Below are 19,594 nucleotides of genomic sequence, written 5' to 3' on the forward strand. Positions count from 1 at the left end.
CGCGCGTCGAGGCGGTTGGCCTCGGCGCGGTGCGCGGCGGCCGACTCCAGCAGGTCGGCCGTCGGGAGGGACGTCAGATCTCCTTCGAACATGTGCTCGATTCTATGCCACGTCGGCGCGTGGGACAAACTCAGAAGAGGCTGGAATCTCTTATCCACAAGGGGAAACATCACACTCTCTAGGTGCGGCTGTGCTGCATACTCACTTCAGAAGGCGCGGCGTACCGCGGGACGAGACGCTCTCATGGCGGAGACGGTCACGCCGGCAGGCACGATGAGCGCCACACCTCCGGCTGTAGTCGTTGCCGGATGCAACGGTGGGATCCGGGAGGTGTGGCTGATGCCGGACGCCGTTGTGGTCTTGGCACGCACCTGATGTCTTCGCCTGATATCGCCGTCGCTCGATAGCTTGCCGGCCTCGCTGACTGGGAATAGCTATCAGTCGTCGCGTGATTCAGCGTTGACCGGGTGCGCGCGTGGCACCTGCCGGGTGCGCGCGTGACACCTGTAAGTACGCACTGCCGGAGTCGGCCAATGACTGTTGCTCGGGCTGGCCCTCCTGGCCGATCGCTGGTACGCCTAATCCCGAAGGAGGCGATTCATAGGACGGTCATGACCGCCTCGGCTGGTGCGGGAGCCCGCGTCGACCGCGGCGAGGCGGGATGCCGGCGCGCGCACCGCCGGAGGCGGCCGAAGGACGACCGCCTCCTGACGGTGTTGTTAGGCGAGGAGTTCTACTTGGGTGAGGGTGGTGGGGGTGAGGGTTAGGCGGTAGTGCTGGTGGGGGGTGGGGGTGGGGATCTGGAAGGGGCGGGTTTGGTGGGGCCAGGGGAAGGATTCGTTGTGGCGTTCGTCCAGGACGGTCCAGGTGGAGCCGTCCGTGGAGGCTTCCAGGCGCCACGCAACAGATGAGGACGCGGTCTCGCCTGAGGTGAGGGTGTAGAAGGTGGCGGTCCCGGGTTCGGGGAGGGACCAGGTGATGGGGGCGTCCACGACCATTGAGGTGGTGGAGGTGTCGTCGAAGAGGGGGTGGTCCTGGCGGGGGATGAGGTCGACCAGCGGGGTGGCGACGGTGTCGTCGGTGGTGAGGGATGGTGGGGTGTCCAGGGTGGCCCAGTCGGATGGGGCCGCGCCCAGGATGAATTCGATGCGGCGTGCGGCGCGCAACGCGGCGTCGGTGATGGAGGCCACGGACAACTGCTTGCCGTCGACCAGAACGTCTTGCACATAAGGGTGCTCGTGGTTCTGGGCGGTGATCTCGATCGGAGTGCCGCCGAGCGGCGTCACGACGACGCGGGAGAACAGCGGCGAGCCGATCGCGTACTCGGGCGCCCCGACCCGCAGCGGATAGATGCCGAGGGCACCGAACAGGTACCAGGCCGACATCTCCCCGTTGTCCTCGTCACCCGGGTACCCCTGCCCGATCTGCTCCCCGACGTACAGCCGCTGCAGCACCTCACGGACGATCGCCTGCGTCTTGTGCGGCGTACCGGCGTAGTTGTACATCCATGCGATGTGGTGCGCCGGCTGGTTGCTGAAGCCGAACTGGCCCATCCGGACCGCCTGGGCCTCGAGCATCTCGTGGATGACGATCGAGTACGTGCCCTTCTTCACCGCGAGCTCCGGCGTCGCGAAGAACTCGTCGAGCTTCGCCTCCAGCCCACTCGGCCCGCCGTACAGGTTGGCCAGGCCGCGAGGGTCGTGCGCGACGTGGAACGCGAAGTTCCAGCCGCAGGTCTCGGTGAAGTCGCCGCCCCACTCGCACGGGTCGAACTCCTCCGGCGTCTTCGCGAACTGCCCGTCCGGCCGCCGGCCCTGGAAGAAGTCGATCGCCGGGTCGAACAGCAGCACGTAGTTCAGCGAGCGACGACGCAGGTACGACGCTTCCTCGCGCAAGCGCGCCCGTCGTTCGCCGGGCACGGACGGGTCGTCGGCCAGCCGCTCGGCCATCGCCGCGAGCCCGAAGTCGTTGAGATACGCCTCGAGCGCCCAGGACACGCTCTCCTCGGTGTCGGTGCTGACATAGCCGGCGAAGAAGCCGGTCGCCGCGCCCTTGCGACCGACCTCGGTCGCCTCGGCAGCGACGGTCGCGTTCCGTAGGCCGGCGTCATACGTCGCCAACGGGTCGGGCAGGGGGACGCCGCGCAGGTACGCGTCCGCGAAGGCGACGTCCGAGCTGGTGCCCGTCATGCAGTCGGCGTACCCCGGTGAGGACCAACGGGCGATCCAGCCGCCGTCGCGGTACTGCTGGACGAAGCCGTCAACCAGTTCGGCCGCCAACTCCGGGTACAGGAAGGCGTAGGCGGGCCATGCGGTGCGGTAGGTGTCCCAGAAGCCGCTGTTGACGTACATCTTGCCGGGCTTGACGACGGCGTTGGTCTCGCGGTCGGTCGCCGGACCTTCAACGGGCACGACTGGGCTGGCGTAGCGATAGTCAGGTACCTCCCCCGTCCCCGCGTTCTCGAAGTGGGAGTTCGGGTAGAGGTTGAGGCGGTAGAGGTTGCCGTAGACCGTGCGCAGCTGCGGTTCGGTCGCGCCCTCGGGCCGGATCACCTGGAGGCGCTCGTTCCAGGCGGCGTTGGCGGCCTGCTGGATGTCGTCGAAGGATCGGCCGGCGAGCTCGAGCTCGAGGTTGTGTCGCGCCTGGTCGACGCCGATGAAGGACGTCGCGATCCGCAGGGTGACGTCGTCGGCCGCGTCGAAGCTGACCGCTCGGGCGTTGGACCGGCCGCCGGCGGTCGGGCCGAAACCGGTCGGCGCGACGGAGAAGATGCCGTAGCAGTACATCCGGGTGCGGCCGAACTCCGAGCCGTTCTCGACCCAGCCGGTCAGCGCGGTCCCGTCGTACTCGAAGAATCCGTGCTCGTCGATGGTGTCGAAGACCAGGTGCCGGCCGGCCGCGTCCGCCGGGAAGGTGAAGCGGAAGATCGCGCCGTGGTCGGTGGGCGCGAGCTCGGCGCTGACGCCGTTCGCGAGCCGGACCGAGTAGAGGTCCGGGCGGGCGATCTCGTCGTCGTGGCTGAACGCGGCGGCGCGAGCGGCCGGGTCACCGAGGGGTTCGGCGGCCGCCACGGGCATGATCGACAGCTGGTCGCGGTCGCCCATCCACGGGCTCGGCTGGTGCGAGAAGCTCAGGCCCTGGAGCTCGGGGCGGTTGTCGGCGTTGTTGGCCCGGTGGTACTCGTACGGCCAGCGGTGGGTCGAGGCGTCCGTCACCGGGGTGAGGAAGTTGAAGCCGTTCGGCCAGGCGGTGATCGGCAGCGTGTTGCCGCGGGAGAAGTCGTGGCTGGCGTTGGTGCCGCGCCGGGTGTCGACGTACGCCGTCAGGTCCGAGCCGTCCAGCCGCGCCGGGGCCGGCCCGATCTCCAGGTCGTCGATCCAGCCCTCGAACTCCGTGCCGGCGTCCGGTGCGTCGACGGTCAGCACCACCTGGTCGACGGTGCGCCCGGCGGCCGCGGTCAGGTCGACCTGGACGTCGTTCCACTGGTTCGCGTACAGGATCTTGGACGCGCCCTGGCCGGCCGCGTCGAACGGCATCCCGTACTGGTTCAGTACGCCGAGCTCGGACAGGCGACTGCCGTCGGTGAAGACCAGGTCCACAGCGGCGTACGTCGCCGAGTACTCGAGCTGCACGTCGAGCTCCGGGTAGATCAGGTACCGCAGCCGGTCCCCCGGCCGCACGAGGTGGTCGCCCGCCTGGAGCGCAGCCTCCTCGCGGTTGCCGGTCGTACCGGAGTACCGGGTCGCGTTGACGCTGCTGAAACCGACGCCGCTCGGGCTGGTCCGGCCGCCGACCGGACCTCCACCTGTCTCGATGATCACCCGCGCAATGCTACGGATCAGTGCGGCGGTGGAGGTGGGGTGTTCCCAGCTTGGACCCAGGCGAGGTAGTCGCGGGCGATCTCGTGGTTGGTGCGGAGGGTGAGGCCGGCTGCGAGGGCCCGGGAGTTGTCGAGCTGGAAGGTGCCGTCGTTGGTGCCGTCGTGCGGGAGGTGGAAGCGGTCCTCGGCCGGTGACCAGTCAATCACAGGTGGATCGGGTACGACGGAGCGCCAGGCGTCGGCCAGGTCCGACATGGCGGTGGAGCGGCCGACCGCGTTGAACGGGCCGGGAACGCGGTCGACCGTGACGTGCAGGAGGAAGGCAGCCAGGTCGCGGGCGTCGACGTACTGGATGGGCTGGTCGGGCCGGGCGGCGCACTCGAGCGGCTTGCCGTGGGCGAGGGCTTCGCCCCAATTGCCGAAGTCGGGGTTGTAGGGGCCGACGACGAAGCCGGAGCGGACGGCCGAGGTGCGGTCGCCGAACTGGGCCGTCAGCAACGATTCGCAGCGGACCTTGGAGGGGCCGTAGAGGTCCATGGTGAAGTGGTCCTCGGGCGCGCCGTCCGGCCACGGGAGCAGCGGGGCGTCCTCGGTCATCCCGGGCGTGATCTTGCTGGCGTAGACCGCGATCGACGACATGTACGTGTAGTGGCCGACGCGGTCGCGGAGCAGCTCGGCGGAGCGCCGTACGTCGTGGACCAGGAAGCCCGACATGTCGATGACGCCGTCCCACTCCCCCGTCGCCAGCGCGTCCGGCTCGGATCGTGAGCCGGTCAGGCGACGGACTTCGGGGAACAGGGACGGGTTGGTGAGGCCGCGGTTGAAGAGGGTGAGGTCGTGACCGTGGCGGAGGGCGGCCTCGACCACGTGGCGGCCGAGGTTCTTGGTGCCGCCGAGGACGAGGAGCTTCATGACAGCTGGGTCACCACGTCTTCGAGCTCGCTGAGCAGGCCGGCGATCCAGTTCTTGGACTCCGGGATCGTGCGCAAGCCCTCCTCGACGATGAAGCGCAGCGCGATGAGGAAGAAGCAGCCGCCGCCGACGAGGAACTGGCGGTCGACGAGTGCCGGGTCGGCGCCGGTGGCGTCGAGGTAGCGGGCGAGGATCGGTTCGCGTTCGTGGCCGAGGGCAACGGCGTCGCGGATCAGCGTGTAGAGGTCGCTGAGGTGCGGCGCGAGGTAGGCGCCCGGCCAGTCGATCGCGGTCCAGCGAGCGCCGTCGGTGACCAGGTTCTTCGGCACGAAGTCGCCGTGGACGACGGCGGCCGGGGCGTCCCGGTGCAGCGCGGCGAGAGCCTCGGTCAGCGGCGCGAGGTCGAAGTCGATCCGGCCGATCCGGTCCGCGAGCTCCTTCACCCGCTCCGCCGGGAACTCGCTCGGACCGTCCACCGGCCGCTGCCGGATCGTCGCGAGCAACTCGGCCGCGGCGGCGAACCCGTCGGCACTCGGCTCCTGCTCCAGCGTCACCCGGCCGACATCCGCCAGGATCATCACCCCGGCGTCGTCGTCGCGATGGTTGTGAATCAGTCGGGGTGCCGGCAGTCCGAGCGGTACGACGAAGCGCTCGTACGCCCGCGCTTCGTCAGCCTGCCCGTCCGTCCCCCGCTTGGCGATCACACTCCGCAGCCCGTAAGACAGCCGCCACACCTCCGACGACCCCCACTGCCGCAGCAACTCCCCATGCAACGCCCCGACCCCAGGCGCCTCTGTCGCTTCCAACAACGGACCAGACACCACCGCAAGCCAAGTCGGAAGCATCCGACGAGTAGACCACAGCCCCCCGACCCTCGCCTCGGGATTTCCCGGATGGCGGTCCCGGTCAACCCGGCGCTGGGGGGTCTGGCAGGCTTTGAGGTATGGATGCCACGCATGCTTGGGGCTTTGGCCTCGCTACCGTCACTGTTGCTGGGACCGTGCTCGATGTCTGGTTCCCGGCTCCTGAGCTCGGCAGCAAGCCGGCGGACGCGAAGGCGCCCGCCGAGCTGATCGCCGCGGAGGGGAACGACGAGCTCCGGCAGGTGCGGCGGGAGGTCGTCTCGGCCGAGATCGCCCTGGACGAGGCCCCGGACGGCAGCACCCCGGACGCGTACCTGCGCCTGCACCTGCTGTCGCACCGGCTCGTCCGCCCGCACGGCGTGAACCTCGACGGCATCTTCGGCGCCCTGCCGAACAACGCTTGGACCTCGCTCGGTCCGGTGCCGGTCGAGGACATCGAGCAGGTCCGGCTGCGGGCGCGGGCGGCCGGGCAGTACCTGACTGTCACGAGCGTCGACAAGTTCCCGCGGATGACGGACTATGTCGTACCGAGCGGGGTCCGGATCGCCGACGCCGACCGGGTCCGGCTCGGCGCGCACGTGGCCGCCGGGACCACGGTGATGCACGAGGGCTTCATCAACTTCAACGCCGGCACCCTCGGTACGTCGATGGTCGAGGGCCGGATCGTGGCCGGGGTCGTGGTCGACGACGGCAGCGACATCGGCGCGGGCTCGTCGATCATGGGCACGCTGTCCGGTGGCGGCACGCAGGTCGTGTCGATCGGCAAGCGCTGCCTGCTCGGTGCGAACGGCGGCACCGGGATCTCGCTCGGCGACGACTGCGTGGTCGAGGCCGGACTGTACGTGACCGCCGGCACCAAGGTCACCCTGCCGGACGGCAGCGTGGTGAAGGCGCGTGAGCTGTCCGGCCAGCCGGGCCTGCTGTACCTGCGCAACTCGGTCACCGGCGCCGTCGAGGCCCGCCCGCGGACGGGTGAGGGCATCGCGCTGAACGAGGCACTTCACGCCAACGCGTGAACCAGCGGCACGTCCAGCGCGTCAACCACTTCGTGACCCATCGTCAGGAACCTCGGCCCCGCTCCCGAACGTTGGGAGCGGTATGCCGATAAAGCGGGGTGCCGTCATCGCCGTGGGCGCCTTCGCCGCGCTCGCGCTGGCTGTCGGCGTCGCGATCAACTGGGTCGGCGACCAGGACCTCCCGTCGCTGCTGCCGCCCAAGGAGCAGTGCGAGGCCACCGTCGGCGGCGCGACCGTGGTAGTGGACCTGGAGCAGGCTGAGAACGCCGCGCTGATCGCCGGTGTCGCCGTACGGCGTGGGTTGCCGGCGCGGGCGGCGACGATCGCGTTGGCGACGGCATACCAGGAGTCGGGCCTGCGGAACCTGGCGCACGGCGACCGGGACTCGCTGGGGCTGTTCCAGCAGCGGCCGTCACAGGGCTGGGGTACGGCGGCCCAGGTGCGCGACCCGCATTACGCGGCCGGGAAGTTCTACGACGCGCTGGTGAAGATCAGGAACTACCAGACCCTCGCGGTCACGGTGGCGGCCGACCGGGTCCAGCGCAGCGCGTTCCCGAACGCCTACGCGGACCACGAGGCCGATGCGCGGATCCTCGCGTCGGCGCTGACCGGGCAGTCGAAGGCCGTGTTCAGCTGCACCGTCGATCCCGACACAGTGGAGGCGCAGACGCTCGGCCGGAACGGGCTGACGCCGCGGGCGGACGCCGTACGGCGTGATCTGCTGGCGACGTTCGGGAAGCTGTCGACCGGTGGGTACGCGCCGGGCGGGATCCGGTCCGGGCACATGGAAGGGTCGGCGCACTACGAGGGCCGGGCGGTGGACGTGTTCGTGCGGCCGATCTCGGCGGCGAACACCACCAAGGGGTGGGCGATGGCGCAGTACCTGGTCGCCCGGGCGGAGGTGCTGAACATCCGCACGGTCATCTTCAGCGACAAGATCTGGACCGCCGGCCGCCGCTCCGACAGCGGCTGGCGCGACTACACCCCGCCGGCGCGCTCCGGCGACGCCACGATCCTCCGCCACCTCGACCACGTCCACGTGGACGTGGTCGAGCAGTAACCGCCGCCCACAAGACGCGAGGCGGGGCACCACCGGCGCCCCGCCCCGCTCAGTAGCTGGTTGTTTACTCGTCGTGCTCCTGCGGCGGCAGGGCGGCGATGAACGGGTGATCCTTGTCGATCTTGCCCATCTTCGACGCGCCACCCGGCGAGCCCAGGTCGTTGAAGAAGTCGACGTTCGCCGTGTAGTAGTCCTTCCACTGCTCCGGCGTGTCGTCCTCGTAGTAGATCGCCTCCACGGGGCAGACCGGCTCGCACGCTCCGCAGTCCACGCACTCGTCCGGGTGGATGTACAGCATCCGGTTGCCCTCGTAGATGCAGTCGACGGGGCATTCCTCGACGCAGGCGAGGTCCTTCAGGTCAACACACGGCTGCGCGATGACGTAGGTCACTGCTACTCCTCCTATGGCAGGCAAGCGCAGCGCTGGCTTGGGGTGCTGCGATGCTGTGATGCAGGTATCTAGTATCACGGTAGTACTTCGCCCACTCTGCCAGGAGTCCGCATCGTGTCAGGCTTCAGTGCCCGTGATATCGGCCACCGTGTCGTCGTCCGGCACCGGATCCCCGGCGGCCTGACCGACGTCATCGGCGTGCTCCAGTCCGGGGACCCCGAGGGCCTTGTCGTTCGGCACGCTGACAGCAGTCTGCACGAGATTCGTGTCAGTGACGTGACGGCGGCGAAAACGATCCCGGAGCTGCCGCTGCGGCCGGTGGACGTGGAGCAGCTGTTCCTGACCACCGCCCTCGGCCGGCCTGCGGTGGAGACGACGTACCTCGGGGAGTGGTTGCTGCGGGCATCGTCCGGATGGACCGGGCGGGCCAATTCGCTGCTGCCCGCGGGGAATCCCGGGATGGCGGTGCCGGAGGCGCTCAAGCACGCTGAGGCCTTCTACGACGAGCGTGGGCTGCCACCGCTGGCGCTCGTCCGGCTCGGCAGCCCCGAGGAGGCGGAGCTCCGGTCCTGCGGGTGGACCGACGCCCGTCCCGGGCAGTCCGACGTCCTAGTCATGCACACCACCCTCGACCACGTGAACGCTGCTCCGGCGTACGACGTACTGGTCGCGGAGCACCCTGATTCGGCCTGGTACGCGGCAGCCTTCGACGGGCCGGTGCCGGAGCCCGCGCCGACCGTGATGGAGGGCGCGCCGAAGGCCGTGTTCGCGTCGATCACGCTGAACGGCCGGGCGGTCGCCGTCGGGCGGGGCTCGATGACCGGTCACTGGCTCGGGGTGGATGCGATCCGCGTGGACCCGTCGTACCGTCGCCGGGGCCTCGGAACGGCCCTCCTGCAGGGGCTGGCGCGGTGGTCAGGCCCGCTGGGCGGCCGCCGTACCTACCTCGAGGTCCTGGAGGAGAACACACCCGCCGTGACCGCCTGCAGGCACCTCAGCTACCAACCCGCGTATCGCTACCGGTATCTGACCACCCGCTAACCTCAGGTCCCATGGCGGATCATGTGGCGGAGCGGCCGGAGTATGCGGGGGACTTCGAGGGGACGGTGCACGTCGAGTACACCCCGCACCCGGACGACGGGGTGGCTGACCCGGGCGAGATCGTCTGGACCTGGGTGCCGTTCGAGGAGGACCACAACCGGGGCAAGGACCGTCCGGTCCTGGTCGTCGGCTCGGACGGGCCGTGGCTGCTGGCGCTGATCCTGACCAGCAAGGACCACGACCGGGACGCCGCCGACGAGGCCCGCTGGGGCCGGGTCTGGCTGGACATCGGCAGCGGCGCGTGGGACCGCGACGGCCGCCGCAGCGAGGTGCGCCTGGACCGGGTGCTCCGGATCGACCCGGCCGAGGTACGCCGGGAAGGCGCGGTGATCGGCGAGGACCTGTTCGACCAGGTCGCCGCCGAACTCCACAAGCTGCAGGCCTAACCGGGCGGGCGGGTGGTCGTGGTCGGCTTGCTCATGCCCGGCGGGGTGGTGGACGCGGGCGGCGGCGTAGTGCCCGGCTTCGGGCCGCAGCGGATGTCGTCGGCCGCGTTGTACTTGGTCACGAAGGACTCGGTCTTCTTCCGAACGCCGTTCTGGGCGAAGTACCGGTAGATCGTGATGTCGAAGCCGGCGGTCGGCGCCTGCGGTTTGCAGTCGGGCTTGGTGTTGTAGACGATCCCGGGCTGGCGCGGGTTGGTCTTGCCCGATTGGCCCGCGGTGATGTCCCAGACCTTGGTGCCCCAGATCTTCACCGTGATGCTGCCCGGGCGGCCCGGCGTGGAGGCCCTGAAGATGGTCTGCACGAGGATCCCGTGGCCGGAGTCGTTCAGGAACTTCATGTCCACCGACGGCCAGGCGACGGTCGCCTCCCGGCCGATCGGGTAGCGGCTGATGTAGACGCTGTGCGCCTTGTGCTCGACGTCCTTCAGCCCGGCGAAGAAGGCCGCGTTGAAGGTGGTGGTGGCCGACTGCGAGACACCGCCGCCGAGGTCCAGGACGAACTTGCCGCCGCTGATGATGTTGCCCTCGGTGAACCCGTTCTCCTTGGTCCGCTCACCGACGATCTTGTTGAGGCTGAACTCCTCGTTCGGCTTCAGCAGCGTGCCGTTGATCTTGCGGGCCGCGGTGCCGATGTTCACGTTGCGGTACGGCGCGTGCGGGAACTGGGTGGTGAACTCCCCCATCACCTCCTTGATCCCGAGCGCCTGGACCGCCTCGGTGGTCACCTTGGCCTTGGTCGGGGCCAGGCCGACCTGGGCGCGGCGCTCGCCGACCGGCTTGGGCAGCACCGACAGGATTGCCGGGCCGACCTTGGCCCGGTCCACCACCAGGCCGTCGACGGCCGGGATCACCGTCGGGCCGGCGCCGACGATCTGCACCGTGGCGTCCTTCGGCAGCGTCTCCAGTGCCTTGAACCGCTCCTGGAACAGCGGCTCGAGCGTCTTCGCGTTCAGCGACGGGGTGATCTGGCCGTCCTTGACGGTCACCGCCAGCGCGGGCGCGAGCTCGGACGGGGTCAGCTCGACCGACTTCGACCCGACGGTGAGCCGGATCGGGCCGGACATGGCCGGCTCGGCGAAGTCCGACATCGCCTTGGCCATCGCCTCCGCGTCGGCCTGCGGCTTGGTCACGGTGACTGCGAGCTCGGCCGGGGTGGTCTCGGCGGGGTACGCGGCGAGCAGCGTGCTGGTCGCCTTCCCGTTGTCCATCTGCAGGCCGTCGGCGGGCTCATGCTGAACCGGCTCGGCGTTCTTGAACGTGATCGTGCCGTCGGTGGCCTGCCGGTTCACCTGCTTGGCCAGCTTGGCGACGGCGGCCTGCAGCTTCGCGTCGTCCTTCTTGATCACCGGCTGGATCTCGTCGCCGCCGGTCAGGGCATGCCAGATGTGGCCCGGGGCCAGGCTGCGCCCCGCACCCGCCGCGTCGACGGTGGCGTCCACGTCCACGCTGAGCCCGGCCTCGACCGGATCGACCTTGTACGACGACTCGCCGGCCTTCAGCGTGATCGGCTGGGTCAGCCGGTCCTTCAGGCCGGCCTCGAGCTTCGACTTCGCGTCGTCCTCGGACAGCCCGCCGACCGGGACGCCCAGCACGGTGCTGTCACCCGGGATCCTGTCACCGGCGAACGCGAAGGCCGCTCCGTACCCCACCACGAGCACGCCAAGGCCCGCCGCGGCGATGATCCCCGCGAGCTGCTGTCTCCCCACCGGACGAAGTCCTCCTGTCGAGCCGTATTCGGGCCGCGCCCGCACGGGGCACAAGGGCACATCCTACGGGAAGGGGCAGCCCAGTCCGACCCTCGGGGCAGCCCCGGGCTGCCCCTCCGCGCTACCCATCTGGTAGCTCTCGGTAATCACTGTCGTAGTAGATCAACGCTCCGTGATCACCCGATTCCCTGACGCCGAGGCTCAGCACCTCGCCGACCACGATCGTGTGATCGCCACCGTCGTACGTCGCCCAGGTCCGGCACTCCAGCCAGGACAGGGAGCGTTCGATGACCGGACAGCCGGTCTTCGGGCCGGGCACCGTCGCGATGCCGTCGAACTGGGTGTAGAGGTCGCGCCCGGAGCGGGCGAACCGGTCGGCGATCGGCTGCTGGTCCCCTGCCAGCACCGACACCGCCCAGAAGCCGCACTCCAGGACGGCAGCGTGCATCCGGACGCCCTTGTCGACGCAGACCAGCACCAGTGGCGGGTCGAGCGAGACGGATGTGAACGCGTTGGCCGTCATCGCGTGCGCGACGCCGTCCTGGAGCGTGCTCATGATCGTGATGCCGGAGGCGAACCGCCCGAGCGCCGCACGGAACTCCGCGGGCGCCGGCATCAGAGCCCGGCGAACAGGTCGTGCTCCAGGCCGTCCGGGCCCGGCGCCGCCGTGCCCTTGACCAGGCGGTACGCCTCCGAGCCCCAGATCTCGTTGCCGTTGTTGTTCGACAGCGCGAAGAACGGTCCGTCGACGGTGATCTGGGTGGCGTGCGCCTTCATCGCGTTCATCTTCTGGTCGATGTACTGCCCGGCGTCGATCACGCAGGCGATGAACCGGTCCGGGGTGACGAACGGCCCCATCGGGCCGTCGGGGTCCATCCCCTCGAAGGTCGTGTGGTCCCCGGACTCGCGCAGCTTCCGCAGGCTGTCCCGCAGGCTCGACTCGGACATCGCGTTCCAGTAGATCTTCGGGATGTCCCAGGCCTCGCCCAGGTCCTCCCGGTACGACGGCGCGGCGGCCAGCGCGGCCGCGTACGTCGCGACGCGATGGGCCTGGATGTGGTCGGGGTGGCCGTAGTTCCCGTACTGGTCGTAGGTCACCAGGACCTGCGGCCGGACCTCGCGGATGACCGGGATCAGGTCGTCGGCCGCCACCAGCACGTCGGCCTGCCAGAAGCTGTCCGGCCGGGTCTGCGGCGGGACGTCGGCGTTGCCTTCCTCGTTGTAGATCATCCCGGTGTCGCGGTACTTCCCGGGCGCGCCGAGGAAGCGGTAGTCGGTGACGCCGAGCTCGGCCATCGCGGCCGCCAGCTCGCCGATCCGGTGCGCGCCGAGCTGGTCGCTCTGGCTCGCGGCCAGGTGCTCGAGCTCCGGGACGAGCACCTCGCCCTCCTCGCCGAGCGTGCAGGTGATCAGCGTCACGCCGACGCCCTCGGCGACGTACCTCGCCATCGTCACGCCGTTGTTGATCGTCTCGTCGTCCGGGTGGGCGTGCACCAGCAGCAGCCGGCGATCAGGAAGCTCACTCATGGCGAAAGCCTACGTCGGGCCGCCGACAGCCGGCCCGGCAACGGAGCGTGGCTCAGCCGAAGCGGCGGACCAGCAGGCAGCCGGCCTGGAAGCGGGACTTGGCCCCGAGACCGGCGATCAGCGCACTGATCTCGGCCCGGACCGTCCGCAGCGACAGCCCCAGCTCGCGGGCGATCGCGGCGTCCTTCGCGCCGGTCGACATCATCCGGCCGATCGCAACCTGGCGGCTGGTCAGCTCCTTCACGGCCACCGGTGTCCGGCGGCGGGCGCCCAGCTCGTAGACGTCGCAGACGATCTCCGGGGCGGCGTCGTCCCTGCGCACCGCTGGGACGACCTGGTAGACCGGCATCGCTCACTCCTCCCCAAGGGCTCGGAGTGAGATTCTTTCGCCCGGCACGCTCCGTCACCAGGTACAACCCATACAGATGACCCATACAACTGTGCCCTGCAACGGGCCGGAGACAGCAGAAGAGGGCGGCGCCGCCAGGCACCGCCCTCTCCGGTTTGCTGTTCAGTTGTGGAGCGACTCAGATCAGCCGGCCTGCTTGAGGCCGATCTGGGTCAGGTCCGGCAGACCACCGGTGTTCGGGTCGGCCACCGCGTTGGAGATGTTCGAGCCGACGACGTACACGTTGAGGTCCTGAACGGTCGGCACCAGCGGCGCCGTCTTCATGATCTCGGCGTACAGGTCGGACAGGCCGGACTCGACCTTGGCCTTGTCGGACTCCTTCGCCAGCTCGGCCAGCTTGTCCCAACCGGCCTGGCTACGAGCGTAGTTGTTCTGCGCGGCCTTGCCCGGGGCGCTCGTGTCCGCACCGAGGACGGACGGAACGATCGTGGTCAGGCTCGCCCAGTCGTAGCACCAGCCCGCGGTGATCAGGTCGGTCGCGCCGGAGTCCTGCTGCTGCGTCGAGTAGTAGTTGTCACCCGGGATCTTGCGGATGTCGACGTTGATCCCGACAGCCTTCCAGGACGCCTGAGCGGCCTCGGCGGCCTTCACGGCCAGACCGGAGTCCGCCGTGCCCAGCACCAGCTTCTCGCCCTTGTAGCCGGACTCGGTCAGCAGCTGCTTGGCCTTCGCCGGGTCACCCTCCGGCGGAGCCTTGAAGTGCTCCTCCGCCTTGTAGCCCTCCATGTCCTGCGGAATGATCGAGTCGACCACCGCAGCGAGCCGCTCGCCACCACGACCGTCGCGGTAGCTGGTGCGGTCGAGGCCGTAGTACAGCGCCTCGCGCAGCTTCTGGTTCTTCAGCAGCGGCTTCTGCTCGTTGAACGCGATGTACCGGCGGCAGATGTCGGTGCCCTCGACCACGCGGTCCTTGACGTTCGCCTGGTTCGTCTTGGCGATGTTCTCCGGCTGCACACCGGCGAAGCTCACCGAGCTCTTGTCGGCGGTGCCGTCCGCGATCAGCCGCTGGTCGACGGTCGCCTCGGCGTCACCGAACTTGAAGATGAACTTGTCCGGCAGCGCGTTGCGCAGCGGGTCCGTCTTCTGGTCCCACTGGTCGTTGCGGACCAGCACGAGCTGCTTCTTGCGGGTGTAGGTCTCGATCTTGTACGGACCGGTGGAGACCGGACGGTTGTCGTACGCCGTCTTGGTGTCCTTGGCCGCCGGGACCGGCGAGAAGACCTTCATGCTCGTGGTGCCGTCGAAGGACGAGACCGGGCGGTTCAGCTTGAAGATGATGGTCTTGTCGTCCGGCACCTCCATCGCGGTGCAGCCCTTGCCGCCGTTGTTGCCGGCGACGTACGGGCCCTTGTAGCCCGGGCAGTCCAGGTACTCGTGCGCGTACGGCGCACCCTCGGCCATGTCGGCGGAGAACGAGCGCTCGGCGTTGTACTTGATGTCGGCCGCCTTGACCGGCGTGCCGTCCTCGTACTTCAGGCCGTCCTTCAGCTTGAAGGTCCAGGTCTTGAAGTCCGGGCTGGACTCGTAGCTCTCGGCGAGGTCCTTCTCGAGGATGATCTTCTTCGACTTCGCGTCGTAGCGGTAGTCCGTCAGCGTCCGCGTGATCAGCTTGCCGATCATGTTGGAGTCGGTGACGAAGTTCCGCGCGGGGTCGAGGTGTTCCACGTCGTTCACGTGGTAAACGGTGACGGTGCCCCCCTTGGCACCGGCCGTGTCTTGCCCGCTCTGGGTGCTACTGCCCCCTTCGTCCCCGCCGCAGGCTGCTGCCGTCAGGGTCAGGGCGAACCCCGCGGCGATCGCCACCCCGGTTCGCTTGACGTGCTCCATGGCCAGTGTTCCTTCCTGTAAATGACAATCGACGCCGGGTCACGGCGGCTTGAAGAAAGTTCTCTTCCTCAATGTCGCGGTGATCAACTCACGTATTCACAAGTGGCGCAATCGAGTTCAGCCGGTTTGACCGGATCGTGACCCATTCAGTGCCGTGCCTCAATCTCACGAATGCTGTCTGTAATGCTCAGATCACATCGCGTTCCTCCGGGAAATGACAGGCCGCTTTGTGACCGGGGGCGCCGATCTGCACGAGCGGCGGTTCCTGCTCGGCGCAGATCTCCTGTGCCTTCCAGCACCGGGTCCGGAACCGGCAACCCGACGGCGGGTTGAGAGGGCTCGGCACGTCCCCGGTGAGCCGGATGCGCTCGCGGTCGAGCGCTGCATCCGGGTCGGCTTCCGGGACCGCCGACAACAGGGCGTGCGTGTACGGGTGGCGGGCGTGGTTGTAGAGCTCGTCGCGCTCGGCGGTCTCCACCACCTTGCCCAGGTACATCACCGCGACCCGGTCCGAGATGTGCCGGATCACCGACAGGTCGTGCGCGATGAACAGGTAGGCCAGCCCGAACTCGTCCTGCAGGTCCTCCAGCAGGTTGACGATCTGGGCCTGGATCGACACGTCCAGCGCGGAGACCGGCTCGTCGCAGACGATCAGCCGGGGCCGCAGGGCCAAGGCCCGCGCGACGCCGATGCGCTGCCGCTGGCCGCCCGAGAACTCGTGCGGGTACCGGTTGTAGTGCTCCGGGTTCAGCCCGACGCGTTCCATCAGGGCCTGGACGGCCTTCTTCGTCCCGCCCTCGCTCTTGACCTTCTGGATGTCGAACGGCGCCGAGATGATGGCGCCGACCGTCTGCCGCGGGTTCAGCGAGGAGAACGGGTCCTGGAAGATCATCTGGATCTCGCGGCGGTGCGGCCGCATCTTGGCCCGGTTCAGGTGGGTGATGTCCTCGCCGAGGAACTTGATCGTTCCGCCGGTGGGCTCGTCCAGCCTGGTCACCAGCCGCCCGGTCGTGGTCTTCCCGCAGCCGGACTCGCCGACCACGCCCAGCGTCTCGCCGGCGTGGATGGCCAGATCGACCCCGTCGACCGCCTTCACCGCGCCGGTCTGCTTCTGGAAGACGATGCCGCGGGTCACCGGGAAGTACCGCTGCAGACCGGTTGTCTCGAGCAGCAGCTCGCTCTGCTTGGACTCCGCGGCCGGCGCCTGGTCCGCCGATGTCGTCGTACTCACGATCGCTCCTCGCGCTTCACAGGTTCGGCTTGATCTGCTCGGCGAACAACTGCTTCCGCTGCTCGGAGTCGATATGACAGCGGACCTGGTGTCCGCTGGTGTCGACCTGTAGCAGCTCGGGCAGCTCGTTGGCGCACGAATGCCCCACGACGTGCTGCTGATAGTCACAGCGCGGCTGGAACGGGCAGCCCTTGGGCAGGTTGATCAGGGACGGCGGGGTGCCGCGGATCGACTTGAGCCGCTGGTCGCCGCTGCGGTTCACCTTCGGGATCGAGCCGAGCAAGCCCCAGGTGTAGGGCATCTCCGGGCGGTAGAAGATGTCCCGGACGTTGCCCGCCTCGACGACGCGGCCGCCGTACATCACCACCACGTCCTGGGTCATCTGGGCGACCACGCCGAGGTCGTGGGTGATCATGATGATGGCGGAGTTGAACTCCTTCTGCAGATCCAGCATCAGGTCCAGAATCTGCGCCTGCACGGTGACATCCAGCGCCGTGGTCGGCTCGTCGGCGATCAGCAGCGACGGGTCGCACATCAGCGCCATCGCGATCATCGCGCGCTGCCGCATACCGCCGGAGAACTGGTGCGGGTAGTCGTCGAACCGCTTCTGCGGCGACGGGATGCCGACCCGGTCGAGCAGCTCGATGGCCCGCTTCTTGGCCACCGCCTTCGGGGCGTCGTGGTGCACCAGGTAGGCCTCGGTGAGCTGATCGCCGACCCTGTAGAACGGGTGCATCGCCGACAGCGGGTCCTGGAAGATCATCGACATCTGCTGGCCGCGCAGCCGGCGGATCTCCTCCACCGACATCGACACCAGCTCGGCGCCGTCCAGCCAGATCTCCCCGGACACCTTCGCCCGGCTGCCCTTGTGCAGGCCCATGATGGCCAGGCTGGACACGCTCTTGCCGGAGCCGGACTCGCCGACGATCCCCAGCGTCTTACCGCGTTCCAGGGTGAAGCTCAGGCCGTTCACCGCCTTCACCAGACCGTCGTCGGTCGGGAAGTGCACCTGCAGGTCCTTGAGCTCCAGGAACGGCTTGCCAACCGCGGGCTCGCGCGGCTCCGCCTTCATCACGGACTCGGTCACTACGTATCCTCCGGCCTGCTCAGGACAGCCGCACGCGCGGGTCGATGATGGCGTACAGAATGTCGACGACCACGTTCGCGAGGACGACGAAGATCGCCGCGAACAGCACGACGCCCATGATCGCGGGCAGGTCGTTGCCGAGCACCGAGTCGATCGCGAACTTGCCCAGCCCGGTGATGCTGAAGATCTGCTCGGTGATCACGGCGCCGCCGAGCAGACCGCCGAGGTCGAGGCCGAAGATCGTCACGATCGGCGTCAGCGCGGCGCGCAGCCCGTGCTTGAAGACCACGCTCCGCTCACCGAGGCCCTTGGCCCGTGCGGTCCGGATGTAGTCCTCGTTCATCGTGTCGATCATGTTGGCCCGGGTGAGCCGGGTGTAGAGCGCCGCGTACACCAGTGCCAGCGTCATCCACGGCAGGATGTAGAACTGCGCCCATTTCACTGGGCCGACCGTGAACAGCGCCGCGTTCGCCGTGTCGGGGAACGGCAGCCACTGCAGCTTGACGATGAAGGTGAACAACAGCAGGTACCCGAACACCAGGGTCGGGAAGGACACACCGAACAGGGCGATCCCGACGCTGAGCTTGTCGATGAACTTGCCCTTGCGCAGCGCCGCGATCAGGCCCAGCATCACGCCGGCCACCAGCCACATGACGGCGGCTCCGACAGCCAGCCAGAGGGTCGCCGGGAACGAGTCGGAGATCGAGTCCCAGACCGGGATGCCGTTCTGGTACGACTCGCCGAAGCACGGCCACGCGCACTCCCGCTCGCTGCCCTCGGAGCCGATCGTGCGGCCACCCGGGCTGACCAGGCCTTGCATGTACGTGCCGTACTGGACGATCAGCGGGTCGTCGAACCCGTACGTCGCGTTGACCTGGGCGACCGTCTCGGCGTTGCAGTTCTTCCCGCAGATCAGCAGCGCCGGGTTGGCCGGCGTCGCCCAGAACAGGAAGAACGTGATCGCGCTGATCACGAAGAGGATCAGCACCGTCTGCAACAGGCGGCGGATCAGGTAGCGGCCCATCGGTCAGCCCCTTCCGGCGCGCGGGTCGAGAGCGTCGCGGACCGAGTCGCCGAGCAGGTTGAACGCCAGCACGGTGATGAACAGCGCGATGCCCGGGAAGAACAGGTAGAGCGGGTTGCTCTCGATCCAGTCCGAAGCGTCGGCGATCATCCGGCCCCACGACGAGGTGGGCTCCTTGATCCCTACACCCAGGAACGACAGCGCCGCCTCGGCGGTGATGTAGCTCGGGATCAGCAGGGTCGTGTAGACCAGCAGCGTCGGGAGCAGGTTCGGCAGCACCTGCTTGAAGATCACGTACATCGGACCGGCGCCGAGCGACCTGGCCGCCTCGACGAACTCCCGTTCTCGGAGCGACAGTGTCTGCCCTCGAACTATTCGGGCCAGATAGGCCCAGCCGAAGAACCCGAGGACGAACATCAGCACGCCCATACGTAACTTGTTGTCGTCCGGTATGCCGAACATCGCCTGCCCGCGGTCTGCGATCACCGGCGTCAGCGCCATGATGAACAGCAGCGTCGGGAAGCTCAGCATGATGTCCATCAGCCGGCTCAGCAGCGTGTCGACCCAGCCGTGGAAGTACCCGGACACCATGCCGATGACGGTGCCGAGGATCACGGCGATGATCGTGCCGCCGAGTGCGACCAGCAGCGAGACACGGGTGCCGTACACCAGCCGGGAGAACACGTCCCGGCCGTTCTGCGGTTCGACCCCGAGCCAGTGCTCGCTGCTGGTGCCACTGCCCCAGAGCCCACCGATCGGGATACCTCCGTCCCGGGTGTTCAGCAGCGGCTCGCCGGCCGCGTTGGTCTTGTTGAACTGATCGGGCGGGAACCCGTTCAGCTTCACGATGAGCGGCGCGAACACCGCCACCGCGATGATCAGCAGGATCACGATCGCGCTGGCAACCGCGATCTTGTCCCGCTTGAGCCGGGCCCACGCGATCTGGCCGAGCGATCGTCCTTCGATCTGCTTCGCCTCGGTGGTCTCGGCAAGATGATCTGCCGGCAGTCCCTCATCCGGGCTCTGCGCCTCCGACACCCCCAGCGTCATTGAACGTCACCTCGCCCCTTCAACTGTGAGTGCACCCCCAGCCGCCCCCGGACCTCCCGGGGGTTCCCGGGAACCCTACGTATCTCGAAGTGTGGACGCCAACCGAAGGGAGCGCTAGTCACCG

At 68.5% G+C, this 19,594-nt stretch carries 17 protein-coding genes; 4 read left to right on the forward strand and 13 right to left on the reverse strand.

The genetic code is table 11. The features are described from left to right. Positions 1-719: 719 nt before the first annotated feature. From AB0H36_RS21370 to AB0H36_RS21380, 3 genes are read right to left on the reverse strand one after another with little or no spacing between them, the layout of a single operon-like run. The gene (locus AB0H36_RS21370) at positions 720-3,821 is read right to left on the reverse strand and encodes a GH92 family glycosyl hydrolase (protein WP_360525814.1); all 3,102 of its coding nucleotides are present in this window, start codon (positions 3,819-3,821) and stop codon (positions 720-722) included. Between the two features lie 17 nt (positions 3,822-3,838). Then, complete coding sequence (locus tag AB0H36_RS21375) at positions 3,839-4,732, reverse strand: NAD-dependent dehydratase (protein ID WP_360525817.1); 894 nt, start codon at positions 4,730-4,732, stop codon at positions 3,839-3,841. Then, positions 4,729-5,538 (reverse strand): phosphotransferase, encoded by an 810-nt coding sequence (locus tag AB0H36_RS21380; RefSeq protein ID WP_360525820.1) that lies wholly within the window; start codon positions 5,536-5,538, stop codon positions 4,729-4,731. Before AB0H36_RS21380 ends, AB0H36_RS21375 begins: the two co-directional genes overlap by 4 nt. A 137-nt stretch (positions 5,539-5,675) precedes the next feature. On the opposite strand from AB0H36_RS21380, the gene dapD reads away from it, so the two are divergent. Together dapD and AB0H36_RS21390 are read left to right on the forward strand one after the other, a co-directional pair. Beyond that, the gene (gene dapD, locus AB0H36_RS21385) at positions 5,676-6,611 is read left to right on the forward strand and encodes a 2,3,4,5-tetrahydropyridine-2,6-dicarboxylate N-succinyltransferase (RefSeq protein ID WP_360525823.1); all 936 of its coding nucleotides are present in this window, start codon (positions 5,676-5,678) and stop codon (positions 6,609-6,611) included. An 82-nt stretch (positions 6,612-6,693) separates the two neighbouring features. Beyond that, on the forward strand, positions 6,694-7,671 hold the full coding sequence (locus AB0H36_RS21390; protein ID WP_360525826.1) for a hypothetical protein: 978 nt from the start codon (positions 6,694-6,696) through the stop codon (positions 7,669-7,671). 64 nt (positions 7,672-7,735) lie between these two features. Here the strand turns inward: AB0H36_RS21390 and fdxA are convergent, their stop codons facing one another. Continuing rightward, complete coding sequence (gene fdxA / locus AB0H36_RS21395; RefSeq protein WP_131285641.1) at positions 7,736-8,062, reverse strand: ferredoxin; 327 nt, start codon at positions 8,060-8,062, stop codon at positions 7,736-7,738. A gap of 114 nt (positions 8,063-8,176) precedes the next feature. Here fdxA and AB0H36_RS21400 point away from each other — a divergent pair, with 114 nt between their 5' ends. Both AB0H36_RS21400 and AB0H36_RS21405 read left to right on the forward strand, forming a co-directional pair. Next, complete coding sequence (locus AB0H36_RS21400) at positions 8,177-9,103, forward strand: GNAT family N-acetyltransferase (RefSeq protein WP_360525829.1); 927 nt, start codon at positions 8,177-8,179, stop codon at positions 9,101-9,103. An 11-nt stretch (positions 9,104-9,114) separates the two neighbouring features. Continuing rightward, positions 9,115-9,549, forward strand: coding sequence for a type II toxin-antitoxin system PemK/MazF family toxin (locus AB0H36_RS21405; RefSeq protein WP_360525832.1), 435 nt, complete (start codon positions 9,115-9,117; stop codon positions 9,547-9,549). On the opposite strand, the gene AB0H36_RS21410 is transcribed toward AB0H36_RS21405, so the two are convergent. The 9 genes from AB0H36_RS21410 to AB0H36_RS21450 form a co-directional block, all read right to left on the reverse strand. Next, on the reverse strand, positions 9,546-11,315 hold the full coding sequence (locus tag AB0H36_RS21410; RefSeq protein ID WP_360525835.1) for a VanW family protein: 1,770 nt from the start codon (positions 11,313-11,315) through the stop codon (positions 9,546-9,548). The two genes, AB0H36_RS21405 and AB0H36_RS21410, sit on opposite strands and share 4 nt — an antisense overlap. A 121-nt stretch (positions 11,316-11,436) precedes the next feature. Then, positions 11,437-11,931, reverse strand: a complete 495-nt coding sequence (locus AB0H36_RS21415) for a flavin reductase family protein (RefSeq protein ID WP_360525838.1) — start codon at positions 11,929-11,931, stop codon at positions 11,437-11,439. Next, positions 11,931-12,842 (reverse strand): N-acetyl-1-D-myo-inositol-2-amino-2-deoxy-alpha-D-glucopyranoside deacetylase, encoded by a 912-nt coding sequence (gene mshB / locus AB0H36_RS21420; RefSeq protein WP_360525841.1) that lies wholly within the window; start codon positions 12,840-12,842, stop codon positions 11,931-11,933. The genes AB0H36_RS21415 and mshB overlap by 1 nt, the downstream gene beginning before the upstream one ends. 52 nt (positions 12,843-12,894) lie before the next feature. Next, complete coding sequence (locus AB0H36_RS21425) at positions 12,895-13,191, reverse strand: helix-turn-helix transcriptional regulator (protein ID WP_360525844.1); 297 nt, start codon at positions 13,189-13,191, stop codon at positions 12,895-12,897. Between the two features lie 183 nt (positions 13,192-13,374). Beyond that, positions 13,375-14,925 (reverse strand): ABC transporter substrate-binding protein, encoded by a 1,551-nt coding sequence (locus AB0H36_RS21430; RefSeq protein WP_360525847.1) that lies wholly within the window; start codon positions 14,923-14,925, stop codon positions 13,375-13,377. 340 nt (positions 14,926-15,265) lie between these two features. Next, on the reverse strand, positions 15,266-16,309 hold the full coding sequence (locus tag AB0H36_RS21435) for a dipeptide ABC transporter ATP-binding protein (protein ID WP_360525849.1): 1,044 nt from the start codon (positions 16,307-16,309) through the stop codon (positions 15,266-15,268). A 16-nt stretch (positions 16,310-16,325) separates the two neighbouring features. Next, entirely contained in the window at positions 16,326-17,381 is a 1,056-nt protein-coding gene (locus AB0H36_RS21440) for an ABC transporter ATP-binding protein (protein WP_360526115.1), read from the reverse strand. 34 nt (positions 17,382-17,415) lie between these two features. Continuing rightward, complete coding sequence (locus AB0H36_RS21445; RefSeq protein ID WP_360525852.1) at positions 17,416-18,420, reverse strand: ABC transporter permease; 1,005 nt, start codon at positions 18,418-18,420, stop codon at positions 17,416-17,418. A gap of 3 nt (positions 18,421-18,423) precedes the next feature. Continuing rightward, positions 18,424-19,470: an ABC transporter permease gene (locus AB0H36_RS21450; RefSeq protein ID WP_360525855.1), complete on the reverse strand. Its 1,047-nt coding sequence runs from the start codon at positions 19,468-19,470 to the stop codon at positions 18,424-18,426. Positions 19,471-19,594: the final 124 nt, after the last annotated feature.

It is taken from the genome of Kribbella sp. NPDC050820, assembly GCF_040653975.1.
Classification (GTDB): Bacteria; Actinomycetota; Actinomycetes; order Propionibacteriales; family Kribbellaceae; genus Kribbella.